Annotated in this window: 13 protein-coding genes; 8 read left to right on the top strand and 5 right to left on the bottom strand. The window is 60.4% G+C overall.

Annotation, left to right across the window (positions count from 1 at the left end; translation table 11 throughout):
- Positions 1 to 131: 131 nt before the first annotated feature.
- Both ABGT83_RS09320 and ABGT83_RS09315 read right to left on the bottom strand, forming a co-directional pair.
- Positions 132 to 1,040: a ParB/RepB/Spo0J family partition protein gene (locus ABGT83_RS09320; protein WP_346687208.1), complete on the bottom strand. Its 909-nt coding sequence runs from the start codon at positions 1,038 to 1,040 to the stop codon at positions 132 to 134.
- Positions 1,027 to 1,794 (bottom strand): ParA family protein, encoded by a 768-nt coding sequence (locus tag ABGT83_RS09315; protein ID WP_346687206.1) that lies wholly within the window; start codon positions 1,792 to 1,794, stop codon positions 1,027 to 1,029. The genes ABGT83_RS09320 and ABGT83_RS09315 overlap by 14 nt, the downstream gene beginning before the upstream one ends.
- 372 nt (positions 1,795 to 2,166) lie before the next feature.
- On the opposite strand from ABGT83_RS09315, the gene ABGT83_RS09310 reads away from it, so the two are divergent.
- The 3 genes from ABGT83_RS09310 (at position 2,167) to ABGT83_RS09300 (ending at position 4,839) form a co-directional block, all read left to right on the top strand.
- On the top strand, positions 2,167 to 2,811 hold the full coding sequence (locus ABGT83_RS09310; RefSeq protein WP_346687204.1) for an ABC transporter ATP-binding protein: 645 nt from the start codon (positions 2,167 to 2,169) through the stop codon (positions 2,809 to 2,811).
- 103 nt (positions 2,812 to 2,914) lie between these two features.
- Positions 2,915 to 4,402 carry a hypothetical protein gene (locus tag ABGT83_RS09305; RefSeq protein WP_346687202.1) on the top strand — a complete coding sequence of 496 codons (1,488 nt, stop codon included), beginning with the start codon at positions 2,915 to 2,917 and terminating at the stop codon, positions 4,400 to 4,402.
- 164 nt (positions 4,403 to 4,566) lie between these two features.
- A complete protein-coding gene (locus tag ABGT83_RS09300) occupies positions 4,567 to 4,839 on the top strand; it encodes a hypothetical protein (protein ID WP_346687201.1) in 273 nt (90 codons plus the stop codon).
- 68 nt (positions 4,840 to 4,907) lie between these two features.
- Here ABGT83_RS09300 and ABGT83_RS09295 read toward each other — a convergent pair whose 3' ends face one another.
- Positions 4,908 to 5,294 (bottom strand): YraN family protein, encoded by a 387-nt coding sequence (locus ABGT83_RS09295; RefSeq protein WP_103265865.1) that lies wholly within the window; start codon positions 5,292 to 5,294, stop codon positions 4,908 to 4,910.
- A gap of 486 nt (positions 5,295 to 5,780) precedes the next feature.
- Here ABGT83_RS09295 and ABGT83_RS09290 point away from each other — a divergent pair, with 486 nt between their 5' ends.
- From ABGT83_RS09290 to ABGT83_RS09270, 5 genes are all read left to right on the top strand, one after another.
- The gene (locus ABGT83_RS09290) at positions 5,781 to 6,194 is read left to right on the top strand and encodes a helix-turn-helix transcriptional regulator (RefSeq protein WP_346687199.1); all 414 of its coding nucleotides are present in this window, start codon (positions 5,781 to 5,783) and stop codon (positions 6,192 to 6,194) included.
- A 60-nt stretch (positions 6,195 to 6,254) separates the two neighbouring features.
- On the top strand, positions 6,255 to 11,183 hold the full coding sequence (locus ABGT83_RS09285; RefSeq protein WP_346687198.1) for a DEAD/DEAH box helicase: 4,929 nt from the start codon (positions 6,255 to 6,257) through the stop codon (positions 11,181 to 11,183).
- A gap of 74 nt (positions 11,184 to 11,257) precedes the next feature.
- On the top strand, positions 11,258 to 11,698 hold the full coding sequence (locus tag ABGT83_RS09280; protein WP_346687196.1) for a DUF6998 domain-containing protein: 441 nt from the start codon (positions 11,258 to 11,260) through the stop codon (positions 11,696 to 11,698).
- 791 nt (positions 11,699 to 12,489) lie between these two features.
- Positions 12,490 to 13,485, top strand: a complete 996-nt coding sequence (locus tag ABGT83_RS09275) for an IS1595 family transposase (protein WP_346685558.1) — start codon at positions 12,490 to 12,492, stop codon at positions 13,483 to 13,485.
- A gap of 26 nt (positions 13,486 to 13,511) precedes the next feature.
- Positions 13,512 to 14,759, top strand: coding sequence for a hypothetical protein (locus ABGT83_RS09270; RefSeq protein WP_346687194.1), 1,248 nt, complete (start codon positions 13,512 to 13,514; stop codon positions 14,757 to 14,759).
- A gap of 344 nt (positions 14,760 to 15,103) precedes the next feature.
- Here the strand turns inward: ABGT83_RS09270 and ABGT83_RS09265 are convergent, their stop codons facing one another.
- On the bottom strand, positions 15,104 to 15,706 hold the full coding sequence (locus ABGT83_RS09265; protein ID WP_346687192.1) for a hypothetical protein: 603 nt from the start codon (positions 15,704 to 15,706) through the stop codon (positions 15,104 to 15,106).
- 269 nt (positions 15,707 to 15,975) lie between these two features.
- On the bottom strand, positions 15,976 to 16,806 hold the full coding sequence (locus ABGT83_RS09260; RefSeq protein WP_346687190.1) for a hypothetical protein: 831 nt from the start codon (positions 16,804 to 16,806) through the stop codon (positions 15,976 to 15,978).
- Position 16,807 lies beyond the last annotated feature (1 nt).

Raw genomic sequence — 16,807 nt, 5'->3', positions numbered from 1 at the left:
TTGCCGTGGGTCTGTATCCACGGGAAACCATTGGAAGGGATTTGTATCCCTTCCATGGGCTACTTGCTAAACCCGGGGCTCACGGCCGATCGAGGAGGCGCCCTCTTTCGCCGCGAGCCCCTGCCGAACGCCTAGAGGAGCCTTCCCAGCTCCTCGGCATGCCTGGCGATGGCCTCGATCATGCCCCGGTCGGCCTGCGGGAGGGGCGTTCGGTGCCTGGAGAGGAACTTCTGGATCTCCCTGTCCGCCCGGCGCAGCCGGTCGTCCGCGTCGGTGCCTTTCGAGGTGCTCCTCCGGATGAAGTCCGTGGTGTCGCGCTTGCCGTATCCGCCCTCCTCGGTCCATCGGACGTGGAGGCGCATCTGCTCTTTCCGCGGCACCTTCGAGAGCATCCTCACCGCCTCGCTCGAGAGCCTCCCCTCGTCGGCGAGGCTCCTCCAGCCGGTGGAGAGGTCGTTCTCGATCATCGACGCCAGCGCCTCCTGTCGCCGGATCGACTTGCCGGAGACCTTCCTGCCCGTCTGGGCGCTTATGATCTCCGCCTTGATGTCCTCGGTGCGCATGCCGGAAAGGCCCGGGTCGCTCCTCCTCATGCTCTCGACCTCCTCCCCGAGCGCCCGCGTCGCGGCGGCGCGCTCCGTGACGGAGAGCTCCCTCGTGAAGTAGTTCGCCGCGTGGAGGAGCGTGGTCGCCTGCTCGTCCGTGACGCCTTCGACGATTCTGCACGGCATCCTCGCGAAGCTTTCGTCGTCCTCGGCTAGGAGCCTGTAGGCGGCCTTGCGGCGGTGCCCGGAGATCATCTGGAACCCTCCGTCGGGAAGCTTCCTGACGAGCGGTATGTCCGTGAGCCCGTCCTTGCGTATGGACTCGGCAAGCCTCCCGATGGCCTCCTCGTCCATCGAGTAGACGGCGTTTCCGGGATGGTCTTCGATGGCCGAGACCTCTATCTCCTCTATGGGGAAGCGCCTCCTGGTGGCGGCGCTCTCGTCGAGGAGCCCTGCGATGGTGAAAGCCTTCGCGGCGTCTTTAGGAGAGCTCACGGTCCACCTCCTCGGCGAGGGCGAGGTAGTCCTGCGCGGGCCTGCTCGACGGGGCGTAGTCGACGACCGGCTTCCAGACCCAGGAGCCTTCGCCGACCTTGGTCGAGGAGTGGATGCTCGTCTCGAACTGCCTGTCGGCGAAGAACCTGTCGAGGACCTCGGTGCCCGTCGCGTTGCTTCGCGTCTGGCGCCCGGGGACGCACGTCCGCAGGATCCTGAAGTTGGGGGTAGGGAGCCGCAACGCGCCGCTGACCCGCCTCATGGCGTTGACCGTGAGGGCGGTCCCCCTCATGACCGAGCCGTCGAGCTTGACCGGGATCACCACGATGCCCCCCGCGGAGGCGGCGATGTAGGCGTTGACCGCCAGCCGCTTCATCATCGGCGAGCAGTCGATGATGGCGATGTCGTAGTCGCCCGCCGCGTCGGCGAGCGCGAACTTGAGCGTCTGCTCGTGGAGCAGGAGCTCGTTCTGGTCGACCAGGTCGATGATCGAGGGGATCACCGACAGACCCTCGACGCCCGTCCCGAAGGCGAGGTCCGCGACGGGGGCGTGCCCGTAGAGCAGCTCGATGGTGCTCCGCCTCTCCTCTTCCGCCCGGCCGTAGAGGCCGAAGTAGTCGGTCGCCGACGCCTGCGGGTCGAGGTCGACGAGGAGCACGCGCCGGCCTTTCGACGCGAACACGGACGCCAGGTTCACCGCGGTCGTGGTCTTGCCGACGCCCCCTTTGTAGTTGCTTATGGCTATCGTCTTCATCTCCGGCCTTTCGGGTAGCTTTCAATAACCGTACGAAACTGTACTGTATCCACAGTTTAGCACATAACAGTACGAAACTGTACTGTGTAATCGAACGCCGAACACTAAACGGAGCACGGGCATAGCGATCGTTTCGACGGGATGAGCTAGTGCCGCAATGCTTTCAAAGCAGGACGGGGTGCTGTTTCATTTCGTATGGTCAATTCGCTGAAGGTGCCCATCGTCCATCATCCGCTTTCACCGGAGCGAAGACCCGCGATGATATACTTTTGATATATGTCGGACTCCAACGTATCCTGAAGGAGTTTGCGATTGTGCAATTCTTTATTTCCCGCATGCGCTGTCTCTAGGCATGGAGCGGCGGAGCATCCTTTGCTGACCGTAGAGGACCTTTCGTATTCGTATGGCTCTACGAATGTGTTTTCTGGAACGAGCTTTGAAATCTTTCCTGGCGAGATCGCCTTCCTCGTAGGCGAGAACGGGTCGGGGAAGTCGACTCTCCTGCGCTGTCTTGCCGGTTGGGCGCGTCCTGCCGACGGCGTGGTTCTCCTTGACGGAAAGTCGTTCGACCCATCCGATCGGGCGATGCGCGGAGACGTGGCCTTCGTTCCAGACACGCCCGTCTTCTACGACGACATGACCGCCAACGAGCACTTGGCGTTCGTGCGCCAGGCGAACAGGGTTCCTCGAGAGGAGGATCCATCCCCTCGCCTTATGCATATGCTTGGGCTGTCGGCTTACGGGGACAGGATCCCCGCGACATACTCGAGAGGAATGAAGCTGAAGCTGGCAGTAGTGCTCGCGCTGGCTTCTAGGCCAAAAGTGCTTCTTCTCGACGAACCGTACGGGCCTCTCGATCCCAGCGCAAGGGGGGTTCTCAGTGCTCTTCTCAAAGAGTATCTCGATGGAGGGATGGCAGCAGTGGTGAGTTGCCATCACGAGGTGCCCGGAATCGATCCCGACCTCATTCTGGGGATGGGGGCGGCATGCGGCAAGATGGGAGGGGCGGTTGGCTAGCGACGCCTTTCTCATCGCAAAACTCCAAATGAGGCGAGCGCGAAGTTGGACATCCAGGGCGTTCGCTCTGACGGGGTCGAACCCTTTCCGAGATAAGACCTTCATGGACAGGGCGTACCAGGTTTATGCCCTTCTCGTTGTAGCCGTAGCGCTCGCGCTCATCTGGGTGATGGCATTGGCTCAAATTGAAAGTGTTTTTTCGCTCATGCCACCCGAGGCGGCGGAGCTCACGCTTAGGGCGGTTCTTGCTGCCGCTTCGCTTGCGTTCTGCGTTTTGGGCGTAAGGGCGCTTGATCGGGGCCCCTTCTCGTTTTCCAACGCGGACATCGCCTACCTTGTGACAAGCAGAGTCGATCTCGGCCTTGTTTTGCTATCGGGTTTCGCTGCCTCCTTGGCTCGTGCTTTGATTGTGGGGGCTTTCGCTGGCGTGGCTTTCGGCGTCGCCGCGGGAGCGGCCGGTTCGAGCGTCTCCCTTGTTGTTTCCGCCGTGGTCTTCGCGTCAATGTTCGGATCGGTTGCCGGCGCTCCCTGGGCGATAGGGGCAGCCCGCGTCCGTCGCGCCAGCCCTAGGAGGGGGTCGTCTTCGTGCGCTTCTCTCCTGCTCGACCGGGGGTGGCGGAGATGGGTTGCAAAGGGGCTCGTAGCGCTTATCGCGATTTCGCTCACGTTTCTATCCATGACGTCGGCACCTGGTTTTCTGGCGGGACCTTTCTCGTGTTGGCTCGGTCCCTCTCTGTGCATCCTCATCGTCGCGGAGTCGGTGCTCGTCCTTCTTCTGGGGCGGAGGGCCGACTCGTCGGAGATCGCCCAGGAAACGTCGCTCTCGTACGGGACGAGGCACGATATGTTTACATCTCTGTCTATCGCCGCGACATTCGGAACGGATGCTATCAAGGAAGAAAGACGCCGTGCGAAGGTCGTCAGAAGAAGGCCGATTTTCGCTCTTCCTCAGTCGGAGGGGGCAGCTGCGATTTTCTCTCGCGCGGCGCTGTCTGTTGCGAGACAGAGGGAAGGATGGCCCTTGCTTGTTGCGGCTGGAGCGGTAGTCGCTCCATTCGGGGCCTTTGCGGTATCATCCGGTCCCAATCCGGTTTTTCTGATCCTATGGCTGTTCGTTCTCCAGAAATCGGCGAGATCGGTGCGGGAGATCTCGAGACCTTTCGCTGACGATTTGCGGATCAGGACGATCAGGGACAATCTTCCTTTCAGAACCAGGACCATTTTCGTGCTCGGCTCCCTTCCCGGCTTCATCGTGGCGTTATCTGCTCAGATTCTCGTTCTCGTCATCGTGATGCTTCTTTTGGGGCCGATGGGCATTGGGGCTTCAGTGGTTTCGGATGCCAACAATGCGGGAATCCTCCTCCTTCTCGCTCCGTTGACGCTCGTCGGGATGGCGATGTGCTGTGCCTTCGATGCTGCGAGGTCGTTCTTCAGGCAAGAAGAGCTAATTGGCTACGAGTTGCCGGCTTTTGTGTTTGCCGGGATTCCCTCGCTGATGGCCATGATGGGGGCAACGTCGACTGACGTGCTCATCGTCGTAGCGATTCTTGACCTTGCTCTTGGTGTGCTCGTTTTCGACAGGGTTGGATAGTTTCTGCTTAATTCGGCAGAGCGGATGGTTCGAATCGCTATCTTCGAGCATAGGCAGAGAGCCGACACGCTAATCGGTCGGTTTGCACGCTTTGCCAATCGCATCGGCGCTTCCATAAATTCGAATCCGTACAATGGGGCACAAGCTTTCGGATAGGGGGTCCAATGCTTAGCGAAGAGGAATATCGCCGGCTGCGGGAAGACCACGAGGTTGCCTATTTCCGGGCGGACCTAGCCCTGTCCGATCCGGAGGGCTACAGTCTGGATGAGAAGGCCGAGATAATCGAGGGCATGCGCTCGAGCACCGAGGAGGTGGAGCGCGCGATGCGCGAGGACTTCGATTCGATGCCCCCCGAGATGCGGCGGCGCATGTTCGAGATGCTCGCATCCTCGGGTCCCGGCGCAAGGGAGTTCTGGAGCCGCCTGCTGCTCGGCTGAGGCCTTCCGTATATGCGCCCCCGGGGGCCGACCCCCGGGGGCTGATCCGATGTCGGCCCGAAAGGGGCTTAATCGGCCGAATCGGCGAACTCCCCGCATCCGAGGGCGTTGATGTGGTGCCTCAGCAGGGCGCGCTTGTCGTCGATGACCATCAGGGCAATCAGGTCGAACCGGACGGTGATGTCCGCGAGCTCCTCGGCGTGCTCCGCCAGCCACCTCGCCGCCGCGATCTCCATGCGCTGGCGGCAGCCGGCGGGGTCCTCTTCGGGGAGGCCCTTGTCGATGCCCTCGCGGGCGGCGACGTCGATGAACACGATCGCGTCCCCGTCCCTGGCGACCAGGTCGACCGAGATCCCCTCTTCGGCGGACCAGGCCTTGTCGAGCACCTCGTAGCCCCGGCGGTCCACGAACTTGGCGGCTGCCTCGATGGCGCGTTCCTGAATCTTCTCTGTCATGGCTGACCCCTTTCGGTTCCGGGCTGGGCCCCTTGCCCAGCGCCTTGCGGCGCGAAGGGCGCCCGGGTTCCGACGCCATGCAAGGGGGGAAGCGGAATCGGCCTGGCTGATCGTCTCCCGATGCCGGTTTTCGGAAAATCTTCCCGTCTTTCGCAAGGGCGTCTTCAGGGAAGAATTTCCGAAAAGCGCCGCGGCCCTTGCGTGCGCGCTCGGGTTCCGTGCGTTACTCGAGCGTCCGAAGGCGCGCGAGGGGCGTGCGTCCGGAAGGGGGTCGGCCCTCCCGGAGAGATGGGGCGTCCGCCTGCGGACGGGGCGTGCGGCGGACCCGTGTGGCGAGGTCCGCGACGGGGGCTTATAATCTAGAGCGAGAATATTGGGCTATTCGGCGCCGTGGGCGGCGCTTCCCATGAGGACGCGTCGGGCATCGATCCGGGTTTCCACCCGAAGTGCCGTGCGGGTGCCTGCATGGAGCGAGGAGCGGTCTGGTTGAGCGTAGGGAAAAGGATAAGGGCGGCGCGCGAGGCGGCGGGCATGACGCAGGCGGAGGTCGCGAAGGCGCTCGGGGTTTCGGAGGCGTCGATAAGGCTCTACGAGCTCGGGAAGAGGAAGCCCAATCCCGAGGTCGTAGAGCGCATCGCCGCGGCGGTCGGCATCGACGTCCAGGCCCTGAGGGAGATCGAGGTCGAAAGCGTCCGCGACGCCCTGGAGGTGCTCTTCCGCCTCGAGGACGCCTGCGGGCTGACCCCCAGGCCTGACGGCACGCTGGGCGTCGACCGCACGGCCGAGCATGCCCCGAAGATGGCGGCAGCCATCGAGAAATGGGCCGAGATGAAGCGCCGGCTCGACGAGGGCGAGATAGGCGAAGCGGAATACGAAGCCTGGAAGAGCCGGGTCAGGTAATCGCCCTCATCCGTGGAGAGGCGCTTGGCCGGGTGTCGGAGAAATCAATAAAGGAGCAACATGCAGTCGGTTTTTGATGCACTGGACCCCATTGTCAACTCGTCCGTCTCTGAAAGGGAGAAGGGCGCCAAATACGAGGCCGCATGCGTGTGGTTCCTCCGGAACGACCCCTACTGGTCCCAGAAGTTCGACAAGGTCGGCACGATAGAGCAGGCACTCAAGTGGCAGGACTGCCCGATCCACGACACCCAGGACACGGGGATCGACCTCGTTGCCCTGGACGGGGCCAACGGCGAATGGTGGGCGATCCAGTGCAAGTGCTACGACGGTGAGAAGACGCTTCCGAAGGGGATCTGCGACTCCTTCTTCGCCCGTGCGCTCGGGGATCCCTCGATAAGCCAGTACATGGTCATGACGTCGGCGAAGGGGCCGGGCAAGCATCTCGAGAAGCAGATAGAGAACACGGGCGCGATGCTGGTCGACACGGCGAAGATGGAGGCGTCGCGTCTCGACTGGTCGCCGTTCGTCTACGGCGTCGAGAGCATCGAGCGGGAGACCTACGATCCGCGTCCGCACCAGCGGGAGGCGATCGAGGGGATCGAGTCCGCGTTCGCCGAGAACGACAGGTGCAAGGCGATCATGGCCTGCGGCACGGGAAAGACCCTCATGTCGCTGCGCCTCGCCGAGGACTACCTGAAGGGTAGCGGGCTCGTCCTGTTCTGCGCTCCCTCGATTTCCCTCGTCGGGCAGTCGATGCGCGAATGGCTCTCCCAGTCGCGCGCGAAGCTGTCGCCCTTGGTGGTGTGCTCCGACTCCAAGGCGTCTCGCCAGGAGGACGCCATCCCCATGACGCTCGCCAGCTTCGAGTACCCCGCCACCACGGACCCCAAACGCCTGATGGAGCACTACGCGGCGAGCCGCAGGAGGAACCCGGACGGCCTCGTGGTCGTGTTCTCGACGTACCAGTCGATCGACGTCATCCACCAGGCCCAGGAGATGGGCCTGCCAGAGTTCGACCTCATCGTCTGCGACGAGGCCCACCGCACCACCGGCAGCGCGCTTCCGGGCGTGTCTAAGAAGGACGCCTCTGCCTTCATGAAGGTCCACTACGACGAGAACGTGCAGGCGAAGAAGCGCCTCTACATGACGGCGACTCCGCGCATCTACGGCGAGACCGCCAAGAGGAAAGGCGCGGAGGACGACTTCACCATCGCCTCGATGGACGACGAATCTCTGTACGGCCCCGTCGCCTACCAGATCAAGTTCGGCGAGGCGGTCGAGAAGAAGCTCCTTACCGACTACAAAGTAGTGGTGCTGGCAGTCGAGGAGGACGCGCTGCGCGGGCGCATGCCGGAGACCGACGACAACGGCGTCGACGCGTACTCGCTGGACGCCGACGATGTCGGCAAGATCATCGGCTGCTGGAAGGGCCTCGCCGAGCACGGCGAGAACGCCCCCGAGGACGCCACGGGGATAGGCGACATGCTGGTCGTCGACGACATGAACTCGGAGCCCGGGAAGGGTATTGAGCCCCTGCACCGAGCGGTGGGGTTCTGCTCGACGATCGACTCCTCCAAGACCATCTGCGAGGCGTTCTCGCGCATCGTCGACAGGTACGCCCAGGCCGGCGGAGAGGACTTCGGGCTCAGATGCGTGCTCGACCACGTCGACGGCAGCATGAACTCCACCGACAGGAACCGAAAGCTCGCCTGGCTCGGCGGCGATGTCCCCGAAGGCGAGTGCAGGATACTCACCAACGCGCGCTGCCTCGCGGAGGGCATCGACGTGCCCAGCCTCGACGCGGTGATCTTCTTCAACGCCAAGAACTCCACGGTCGACATCGTGCAGGCGGTCGGCCGCGTCATGCGCCGCGCCGAGGGGAAGGACTTCGGCTACATCATCCTCCCCATTTTCGTCCCCGCCGGCATGACGCCCGAGGAGGCGCTCGATGACAGCAAGGTGTTTGCGAACGTCTGGAGCGTGCTGCAGGCCCTGCGAAGCCACGACGAGCGAATCGAGGCCAAGGTCAACGCACTCGCCCTCGAGCAGAGCGCCCGCAAGAACAAAATCGACCTCGGCGCCGACCGCCACAAGGGCTGGGACGACGGGCTCCCGTCGAACAAGGAGCGCGAAGAGAGGCGCGCCGCCGAAATCGCCGAGAGCGTGCAGCTCAAGCTCTCCTTCTTCCCAGTCGAAAGGTGGGAGAAGGCCATCACGACGACCCTCGTCAAGAAGTGCGGCACGCGCATCTACTGGGACGAATGGGCTGAGGACGTTGCGAGGATAGCGAAGCGCCACATAGAGCGCATCGGCGAGCTGGTCGCCTCCAACGAGGAGGTCCGGTCCAAGTTCGTCATCTTCCTCGAAGGCCTCAGGGATTCGCTCAACCCGGGCATCGAGGAGCAGGACGCCATCGAGATGATCGCCCAGCACATGATCACCATGCCCGTGTTCGACGCACTGTTCGGCGATTTCGAGTTCGCGAGCTCAAACCCCGTCTCGATCGCGATCGACAGGTTCCTGGAAGTTCTTTCAAGTTACCGTATAGAGGAGGCGTCGGACGCCGCCGTCCTCGACGACGTCTATGCGAGCGTGCGGAGGCGCGCCGCGATGGTGCGCACGGACGCCGCGCGCCAGCAGCTCATCCGCGACCTTTACGAGCAGTTCTTCCGAGTGGCGTTCAGGGGGACATCGGAGAAGATGGGCGTCGTCTACACGCCCACGGAGATCATCGACTACATCCTCCGCGAGACCGACCGCGTCCTGAGGCGGGAGTTCGGCAAGTCCCTGGCGGACGACGGGGTGCACGTGCTCGACCCCTTCGCGGGCACGGGCTCGTTCATGGCGCACCTCATCGAGAGCGACCTGATCCCCGACGACAAGCTCGGGCACAAGTACCGCTGCGAGATGCACAGCAACGAGATCCTCCTCCTGGCGTACTACATCATGACGATCAACATCGAGTACGCCTACCACGAGCGCATGGGAGGCGAGTACGTCCCCTTCGAGGGCGGCGTGCTCACCGACACGTTCCAAATGACAGAGGAAGGCGACACCCTCGACACCAGGGTGTTCACTCAGAACTCCGAGCGCGTTGTGAGGCAGAACGACCTGCCGATTCGGGTCATCGTTGCAAATCCCCCTTACTCAGCTGGTCAGACAGACGCGAATGACACGAACGAGAACGAAAGGTATCCATCTCTCGATCAAAAAATCAGGTCGACTTATGTCGCAAGAACAGGAGGAAAATCCCTCAAGCGTGGTCTTTATGATTCGTACGTGCGTGCCTTCCGCTGGGCGAGCGATCGCATAGGAGACCAGGGTGTTGTGTGCTTTGTCTCCAATGCGGGATGGCTTCGCGGAGCCGCAATGACCGGGATGAGAGAATGCATCGCCGAAGAATTCGACGATATTTACGTGTTCGATCTTCGCGGGAACCAGCGAACCCAAGGAGAGGAATCTCGTCGAGAGGGCGGCAAGGTTTTTGGATCAGGGTCGCGTACTCCTGTAGCAATAACTTTGTTGGTTCGCCATGCTGGCACGAGCCATGAGGGAAGAATTCACTATCATGATATAGGAGATTACCTTTCTCGCGATGAAAAGCTGAGAATCGTTGCCGACGCCGCCGTATCGGGAAACCTCGAGTGGGAGGATATCCGGCCCGATAAGCATGGTGACTGGCTGGATCAGAGGGATGATTCGTGGTATGGATTCGCGCCGATTGCAATTAACAAGGCCAAGCCACCGCTTGGAATATTTGAGATGTTTTCTTCTGGATCGATGACCACTCGGGATGCCTGGGTATACAGCTTCTCTCGGAATAAGTGCCTCGAAAATTGCCGAAAGATGATCGATAACTTCAATTCGGAGTCTCTTCGCTATCAGAGAGAAGGGAACGGCGAGAAGGTGGAGGATTTCGTAGATAAAGATCCGACAAAGATAAAATGGAATCAGAAGCATTACAAGTTCGCATCCCAGGGCAAAACCATTGCTTATGACGCTTCGAATCTAATGCTCTCCATGTACAGGCCGTTCTGCAAGCAATGGTTCTATGCGGATCCCGATATGTCTTGGAGCATGTACCAGCAGCCAAAGCTGTTCCCTAAAAACGGAGCACCCAATGTGGTCATTTGCGTTACGGGGATAAGCGCTAACTTCTCCTCGTTCGTTACTGATATTTGTACCAATTACGATACGGTAGTAAAAGGGGATGTTTTTCCTCTTTACTGGTACGAAGAAGAAAAGGCAGTCGGTGGAATATTCGGTACAAATTCTACGGGAAGATATGTAAAGCATGAGTCCATCACTGATACGGCGCTTGATGTCTTCAGGAAAGCTTATCCTCATGTTTTTCTTGGCCGTTATAAAAAGGATGGAGGGGAAGAGCTCTCAAAAGAAGACATCTTCTACTACGTTTACGGCATTCTGCACTCCCCCGAATACCGGAAGAGGTTTGAGTTCAACCTGAAAAAGGAGTTGCCGCGTATTCCGCTTGCCAGAGATTTCGATGTTTTTTCCAGATCGGGGCGGGCCCTTGCGAACCTCCACTTGAACTACGAGTCGGCTGAACCCTGGGCAGATATCATCGAGGAGGGGGATTCTGAAAACCCTGGACGCACCATCAAGATGCGTTTCGGCAAATGCAAGAAAACCGAGGAGAATCCCAAGGGCGTCGACAGAACGATTATCCATGTATCCGAAAAATTGACTCTGAAGAACATTCCCGAGCGCGCTTACGACTATGTCGTGAATGGTCGTTCCGCCATCGAATGGCTGATTGACAGGTATCAGGTGAGAACCGACAAGGCGTCTGGCATCGTGAACGACCCGAACGATTATTCCGACGATTCGAGATACATCGTCGATCTCGTCAAACGCGTCGTGACTGTCTCGATGGAAACACTGGAGATAGTGAAGATGCTTCCTCCTTTGCATGAGAAGCCCCAGCCTACTGACTGGCCCTTCGAATGGAAGTGTTCGCAAGACTGAGCCAATGGAGGGGCGAAGGACAGAAGGATGAAGCATCGAAGCCTGGTCAAGAAATGATCGATCTGGAGAATTAGATGTCGGAAATAGCCGAGAAGATTCGCAAGATATACGAGATCACGCGAGAGCTGGAGGAGATGTACCCCGGGCGGCACTTCACGCCCGACGGCCACATGGTGGGCAGCATCGGCGAGGTCATCGCCGCAGAGGAGTACGGCCTCGAGCTCTTCGAGGCGTCCCACCCCGTCCACGATGCGAGAGCGCAGGACGGGAAGCTTGTCCAGATAAAGGCGACGCAGGGCGACAGGATCGCGATAGGCGAACGCCCGGAATACCTGATCGTGCTCAAGATCAACCGCGACGGCAGCTTCGAGGAGGTCTACAACGGCCCCGGCGACATCGCATGGAGTCTGGTGGGCAAGCGCCAGAAGACGGGCCAGTGCCATGTTTCGCTCGCCAAGCTGCGCGCCGCGATGGCGGAAGTCCCGGAATGCGGCAGGCTCCCTCGCAAGGGATGAGAGGCGCTGATTCGAGCTGTCTTCGGTCCAGCAACCCAGCGACCGTACGGTTCTGCCGGGACGAATGATGCGATGTTTCCCCAGTTCGCATGCTTGGCGCGACCATATTGAGAAAATTCGCCCCTTTGCATTTGGGCGAATTTTGGGCAAATAATTGGAAAACCGCCGAAGGCAAAGGCATCCGCATGATGCTTTTCGGGCGGGAGGGGCTGTGCTTCAGAGCCGCGTTCTGGCGCCGGACTCCGTCTTTCGTATAACAATTGTCGCTGATCCGACAGACGCGGATTTGGCGGTGCTTTTGACGAAGCAGTTCCGGGAACTCGTCGACCCCAAAACGACGGATGGATGCAGGGGTTAATCGATTCGGGGACAGGATTTAGGAAAATCGTTTGAGGTGCAAGACCACACGACGCTTTCAGCAAGGACTCTGAAGCATAGCCGGTTTTCATTGGTTTGTTAGGAGACGGTTTGAACTTCGATAGTACACGCATTGAACAGGTAGGCAATAATGCCGTAAGGGACAAATTGACCCAAGTCGAAGACATTAAATATGAGGTCTACGAAAACGACAAGACGACAGCAATAGATGGGTATATCGAGGTTTATCCTGCTGGCGCAAAAAAGAAAGTCCGACAGTCAACCAGTGTAGGGATGAGGGCGTGCTCATCTAGCCGCCGCGGCAGGGTGGTACAATCACGCTGCCAAACGTAGATTTGCGCGGGTGCCCATCTGGCCCTATGTTTGGCGACGTCCCGGCCGGATGGGCGCCTGCGCGGATGGGACAACGCCAAATGAAGAGCCCGAACCCCTTCTCGGGCGGGGTCGACGCGCTTTCCGACGCGGACTTCGCCCTTCTGGTGGATGCCGTCGAGACCAGGAGGTGCCGCGAGCTCGTCGGCGCCGGGACCTACGACGAGGCGGCGCGGAAGTGGAGGCCGAGGCCGAGGTGCCCGTCGTGCTCGTACGAGGGCTGCGCCTCCGACGGCTCCACGCCCGCGGGCCACCGCGCCTGGTCGTGCGGCCGGTGCGGCCGGAAGTTCAACTCGCTCACTGGGACCGTCTTCGAGAACGCGAAGAGGGCGCTCTGGAGGTGGGTGGTCTTCATACGCCTCATGTGCTTCAACGTGCAGCTCGACGCCTGCGCCGAGCTCTGCGGCATCTCCCACCAGACGGCCTGGGAGTGGCGCCACCGGGTCATGGCCACCGTGGACGGCTACCAGGACCGGATCGTGCTGGGGGGCAAGGTGTGGATCGACGAGATGTACGTCACTGACTCCGACCTCAAGGGTGACCCCGGGTGGAGGCCGAAGAAGGGCCTCAGCAAGAACAAGATCTGCATCGCCGTGGCGATCGACGCGCGCAAGAACGTTGTCGCCGTCAGGTGCGGGCACGGCAAGCCGTCCGCGAAGCGCATAAAGGAGGCCCTGCTCCCGCACATCGCCGAGGGCTCGGAGATCTTCCACGACATGGAGAAGTCCCACAGGTCGCTGGTCGAGGCGGTGCGGGGCATCGACCGGCCCTGCAAGGCCGACACCAGGGACCCGGAGTACCTTGAGCACATGGCCATGGTCAACAACCTCTGCTCGTGGGTGAGGCGCTACCTGCGCGGCTACGTGGGCATGGACCTCAAGTACCTCCAGTCGTACCTCAACTGGTACGCCTACCTCTTCAGGGTCAAGCGCGACGACGAGAAGTGGCCCAAAGTGGAAAGGGTGCTCCGCCATTTGTTCATGGCCGACGCGAGTTTCCGCAGCTCGAGGAAGCGAGATAATCCCTATACTGGTTGACTGTCAAAAAAATCAAAAGTCTAAAGATGCCAAAAGTGCCCAGACGAGGAAACGCCGGCTTAACTTTTGACGATTTTTCGAATGGGGGCTATCTTTACGCAACAATGCAGGACGGGCGCAAGGCCGTTGCGATTTTCGAGTCGCTCGCTTCGTTGTCAATCTCCCGAACCGAACATGTGACCTCTGGAGATTTTGCCTCCGAAATGCCCGTTTCTACTACCATGACGGCAGAGTTCAACACTCTGAATATTGGAAAGGTTTCGATCAGCTTTGCCGTCAAAGAGTCTAATGGGCAGCGACTCATCCGCTTCGACTATACGGGCGGTTTTCGCGAGCGAGTCCTTTCCGGTCGATTTGTGCTTGCCTTAATCAGAACCGGGACGATGAAGGTTGGCAATAGAGCGTTTTCGTTCGGCAGCTTTGAGTTCGAACCTTCAGACGTGGATAGGATTGCGAAGATTACGGACCATGCGGAGCGCATCTCGAGGATCCTCGACGTTCTCCATGTCGAGCAGGATTGGGATCCTTCAACTCTGTCTGATAAGGAATTGTCCGACCTCAGCTCGCTAGCGCTTGCGTTACTCGATGGAGAGCCTGTTTCGCTTTCGACCGTGGGAGATTCTATGCTAGAAGCGGGACTCGTCGATGTAAATATACAAGGGGCAACCATCCGACTTCTGGCAATTAAAGAGTCGAGGGGCCGGTATCGCTTGTACGATCTCTTCTCCGATTCTGTTCCCTTCATGTTCTGCTTCAGTAAAAAAGAAACGGGTGAAGGCGCGATCGAGATGCCGCCACTTCTTCTCTTTTCTGTAGAAGACTATATGAGCATTGTCAATTTCGATGCGAGGTCTTTTGAAAAGAAGCTTGCTGGCATCCATCCAACTGAACAGTTCGACGAAGCAATGGCTGGCGGAATTGTTAGCATGCTCCAAGCATACGACGCTGGAGCTCGGGCTGGGCAGAAGCTTCTATCAGTCGCTATCCTTGCGGCAAAAGCAGCTCTTGAATTCAACGACAGTGCGGATAACCGAATTAATTACTGGCAAGCTGTTGCGCACGAACGCAAATTGACCGGAAGCGAGAAGGATGAGTTGGCCGAACTGGGGGAACGCTTTCGTGATGATGCGGCCGTATCGGCTGCCTGCAGTGCCCTCATAGGCGAAAGGAGAAACGCAAGGCTTGCGTTAAAACGAATGGACCCTAAGTCACGATCTTTATTCGAGTCTTGGCCAATTGCTCGGTTTTTGAAATGCCCAGATGAAGAGTTGTAGAGCGCTTGCCATTTGATGTCTTCGGATATTTGCGATTTGAAAAAGACATGGCAGGAAAGAGTGCCTATTGTCTGGTTCGCAAGGTGCTTCAATGATGAGCGAAGCTCATTTATCTAAGCAACGCGTCTTGTGGCAACTGAAATCCACAACCGATCCGATTGCTGTTGTGAGGTATCGCATTCGTTGCAACCGTTTCGGGACCCGTCTAATCCCGAAACGGCGGATGGGTGCAGGGGGGCTTGCCTCCTGCCGCGGGACCGGGGCGCGCAGCCCCGGCGCGATCGCGATAGGGATAACGATGGGAAGGGAGCCGCCGGAGGGGGCGGCTCCCTTCGCGTTTACGCCTACCCCCTCGGGACGATGAGGGCGGTTTCGGATTCGATCCTGTTGTTCGGGTTCCAATTCCAGTCGCCGTCGTGATCGTATCGGGCGACGAGCGGCGTGCCTTTTTCGGAGCGGGCAACCACGGGGTAGTGCTCCCAGCGTCCGTCGAAGTCGCTCACCCAGACCTCGTCTCCGATTTCGAGCTCCGAGGCGGGAACCTCTTCGGCGTCGAGGAGGTCTCCGAGCCGCTCGCCTTCGGGCATCGCCTCGTCGAAGGCCCGGAGCATGCCGTCGAAGTCGTGGGAGCTCTGCTCGACGAATCCTTCGTAAGGGAGGATCCGGTCGGCGATCCTCCATCCTTCGATGACGTAGATCCCGTTGTCCCCGGGATCCATGCGCCCGTCGTCGGAGTAGGGCATGATGCCCACGCTCAGCGTGCCTCCGAAGAAGTTGCCGACGACCTGGCAGAGCCTCGCCCACCCGTAGTCGTCGTTGCTCGGCGCGCGGTAGCCCTTGAGCTCGCAGTACCGAAGCAGCGGCTCGACGGTGTCGCGCCCTCCGTTCCAGTGCAGGTACAGCCCGATCTTCCTCTCGGCGGTGGTGATGACGGCTCGGTTTCCCATGACGACCCCTTTCGGCTTTCGGCCCGCCCCTTTGGCTGGCCTCGTGGCCTGGGGAGCGCCCCGGTTCCCGGGGGCGTCAGCGGAGGGAAGCGAAAACCCGCGAGGGCCCTGAGCTTCCGAGCGTTTGGTCGACGGGTCTTTCGCGCGGAAGGTTTTTCGCGCCGTTGACGCGCGCGGGGTTCGGGGCGATCTTTGGGCCTCGAGGACCGCGGCGGGCCGGATCGGTCGAAGGGCGGATGGAACGGGCGGAAGGCCGACGGGGTCGGGTCCTACTGGTCTATCCGCGTCACCCTGAGCTCGATCTCCTGGAGGCTCTGGGATTCGACGAGGTTGCCGTACTCCGGGTCGAAGGAGAACGAGATCTCCGTGTTGGGCTCGACGTTCTGGGAGACGACGCGGTACTGCTTCATGACCTCGATGTCGCCCGTGTCGATGAACGAGCCGTCGTCGGCGACGGGGACGAGCTCGACGTCGCCCTTGCCGTACGCGTCGCGCAGGTCTCCGCCAAGGGAGACGTAGCCGGCGGCGGCGAGGTTGCGCCCCACGTAGTCCTGCACGTAGCGGACCTCGGGTCCGGGGCATGGGCTTATCTCGGTCAGCGGGATGTCGAAGGATGCCGTGTCGGATCCTCCGATTCTCTTGACGAGCAGCACTATGGAGTCGATGCTCGAGGAGCTCACGAGGTTGTCGTACTCCTCCCCGTTCTCGTCGAGCTCGAACGCGAGCCTGATCTCCGTGTTGGGCTCCAAGTTCTGACCGATGACGACGTAGTCCTCGAGCGCCTCCTCGCTGGAGACATCCACGTAGGAGCCGTCGACGCACACGGGGACCAGCTTGACGTTCGAGGCGCCGTACGCGTCCCGAAGGTCCCCGCCGAGGGATACGTAGCCGACGTTGGCGAGGTTGGAGCCGGTATAGCTCTTCACGTACCAGGTGTACTTGTCGGGAGACTGGTTGATAGCGATCTGTTGTGGGGCGCTTTGCTCGGCAGCGGGAGCCTGCCCCTCCTGCTGTCCGGCGCAGCCCGTCGCGCACGCGAGCGTCGCGCACAGGACGCAGACTGCGGCGACGGACGGAGTAAGTTTCGTTCTTCTCTTCATG

This window comes from Enteroscipio rubneri (genome assembly GCF_963929405.1).
Lineage (GTDB): Bacteria > Actinomycetota > Coriobacteriia > Coriobacteriales > Eggerthellaceae > Enteroscipio > Enteroscipio rubneri.
This window is presented reverse-complemented; position numbering and strand designations above follow the sequence as displayed.

Excerpts from the sequence above, each read along its gene's own strand:
- ABGT83_RS09315 (WP_346687206.1), bottom strand. The coding sequence starts at position 1,794 with ATGAAGACGATAGCCATAAGCAACTACAAAGGGGGCGTCGGCAAGACC.
- ABGT83_RS09305 (WP_346687202.1), top strand. The coding sequence starts at position 2,915 with ATGGACAGGGCGTACCAGGTTTATGCCCTTCTCGTTGTAGCCGTAGCG.
- ABGT83_RS09300 (WP_346687201.1), top strand. The coding sequence starts at position 4,567 with ATGCTTAGCGAAGAGGAATATCGCCGGCTGCGGGAAGACCACGAGGTT.
- ABGT83_RS09295 (WP_103265865.1), bottom strand. The coding sequence starts at position 5,294 with ATGACAGAGAAGATTCAGGAACGCGCCATCGAGGCAGCCGCCAAGTTC.
- ABGT83_RS09285 (WP_346687198.1), top strand. The coding sequence starts at position 6,255 with ATGCAGTCGGTTTTTGATGCACTGGACCCCATTGTCAACTCGTCCGTC.
- ABGT83_RS09280 (WP_346687196.1), top strand. The coding sequence starts at position 11,258 with ATGTCGGAAATAGCCGAGAAGATTCGCAAGATATACGAGATCACGCGA.
- ABGT83_RS09275 (WP_346685558.1), top strand. The coding sequence starts at position 12,490 with ATGAAGAGCCCGAACCCCTTCTCGGGCGGGGTCGACGCGCTTTCCGAC.
- ABGT83_RS09270 (WP_346687194.1), top strand. The coding sequence starts at position 13,512 with ATGCCAAAAGTGCCCAGACGAGGAAACGCCGGCTTAACTTTTGACGAT.
- ABGT83_RS09265 (WP_346687192.1), bottom strand. The coding sequence starts at position 15,706 with ATGGGAAACCGAGCCGTCATCACCACCGCCGAGAGGAAGATCGGGCTG.
- ABGT83_RS09260 (WP_346687190.1), bottom strand. The coding sequence starts at position 16,806 with ATGAAGAGAAGAACGAAACTTACTCCGTCCGTCGCCGCAGTCTGCGTC.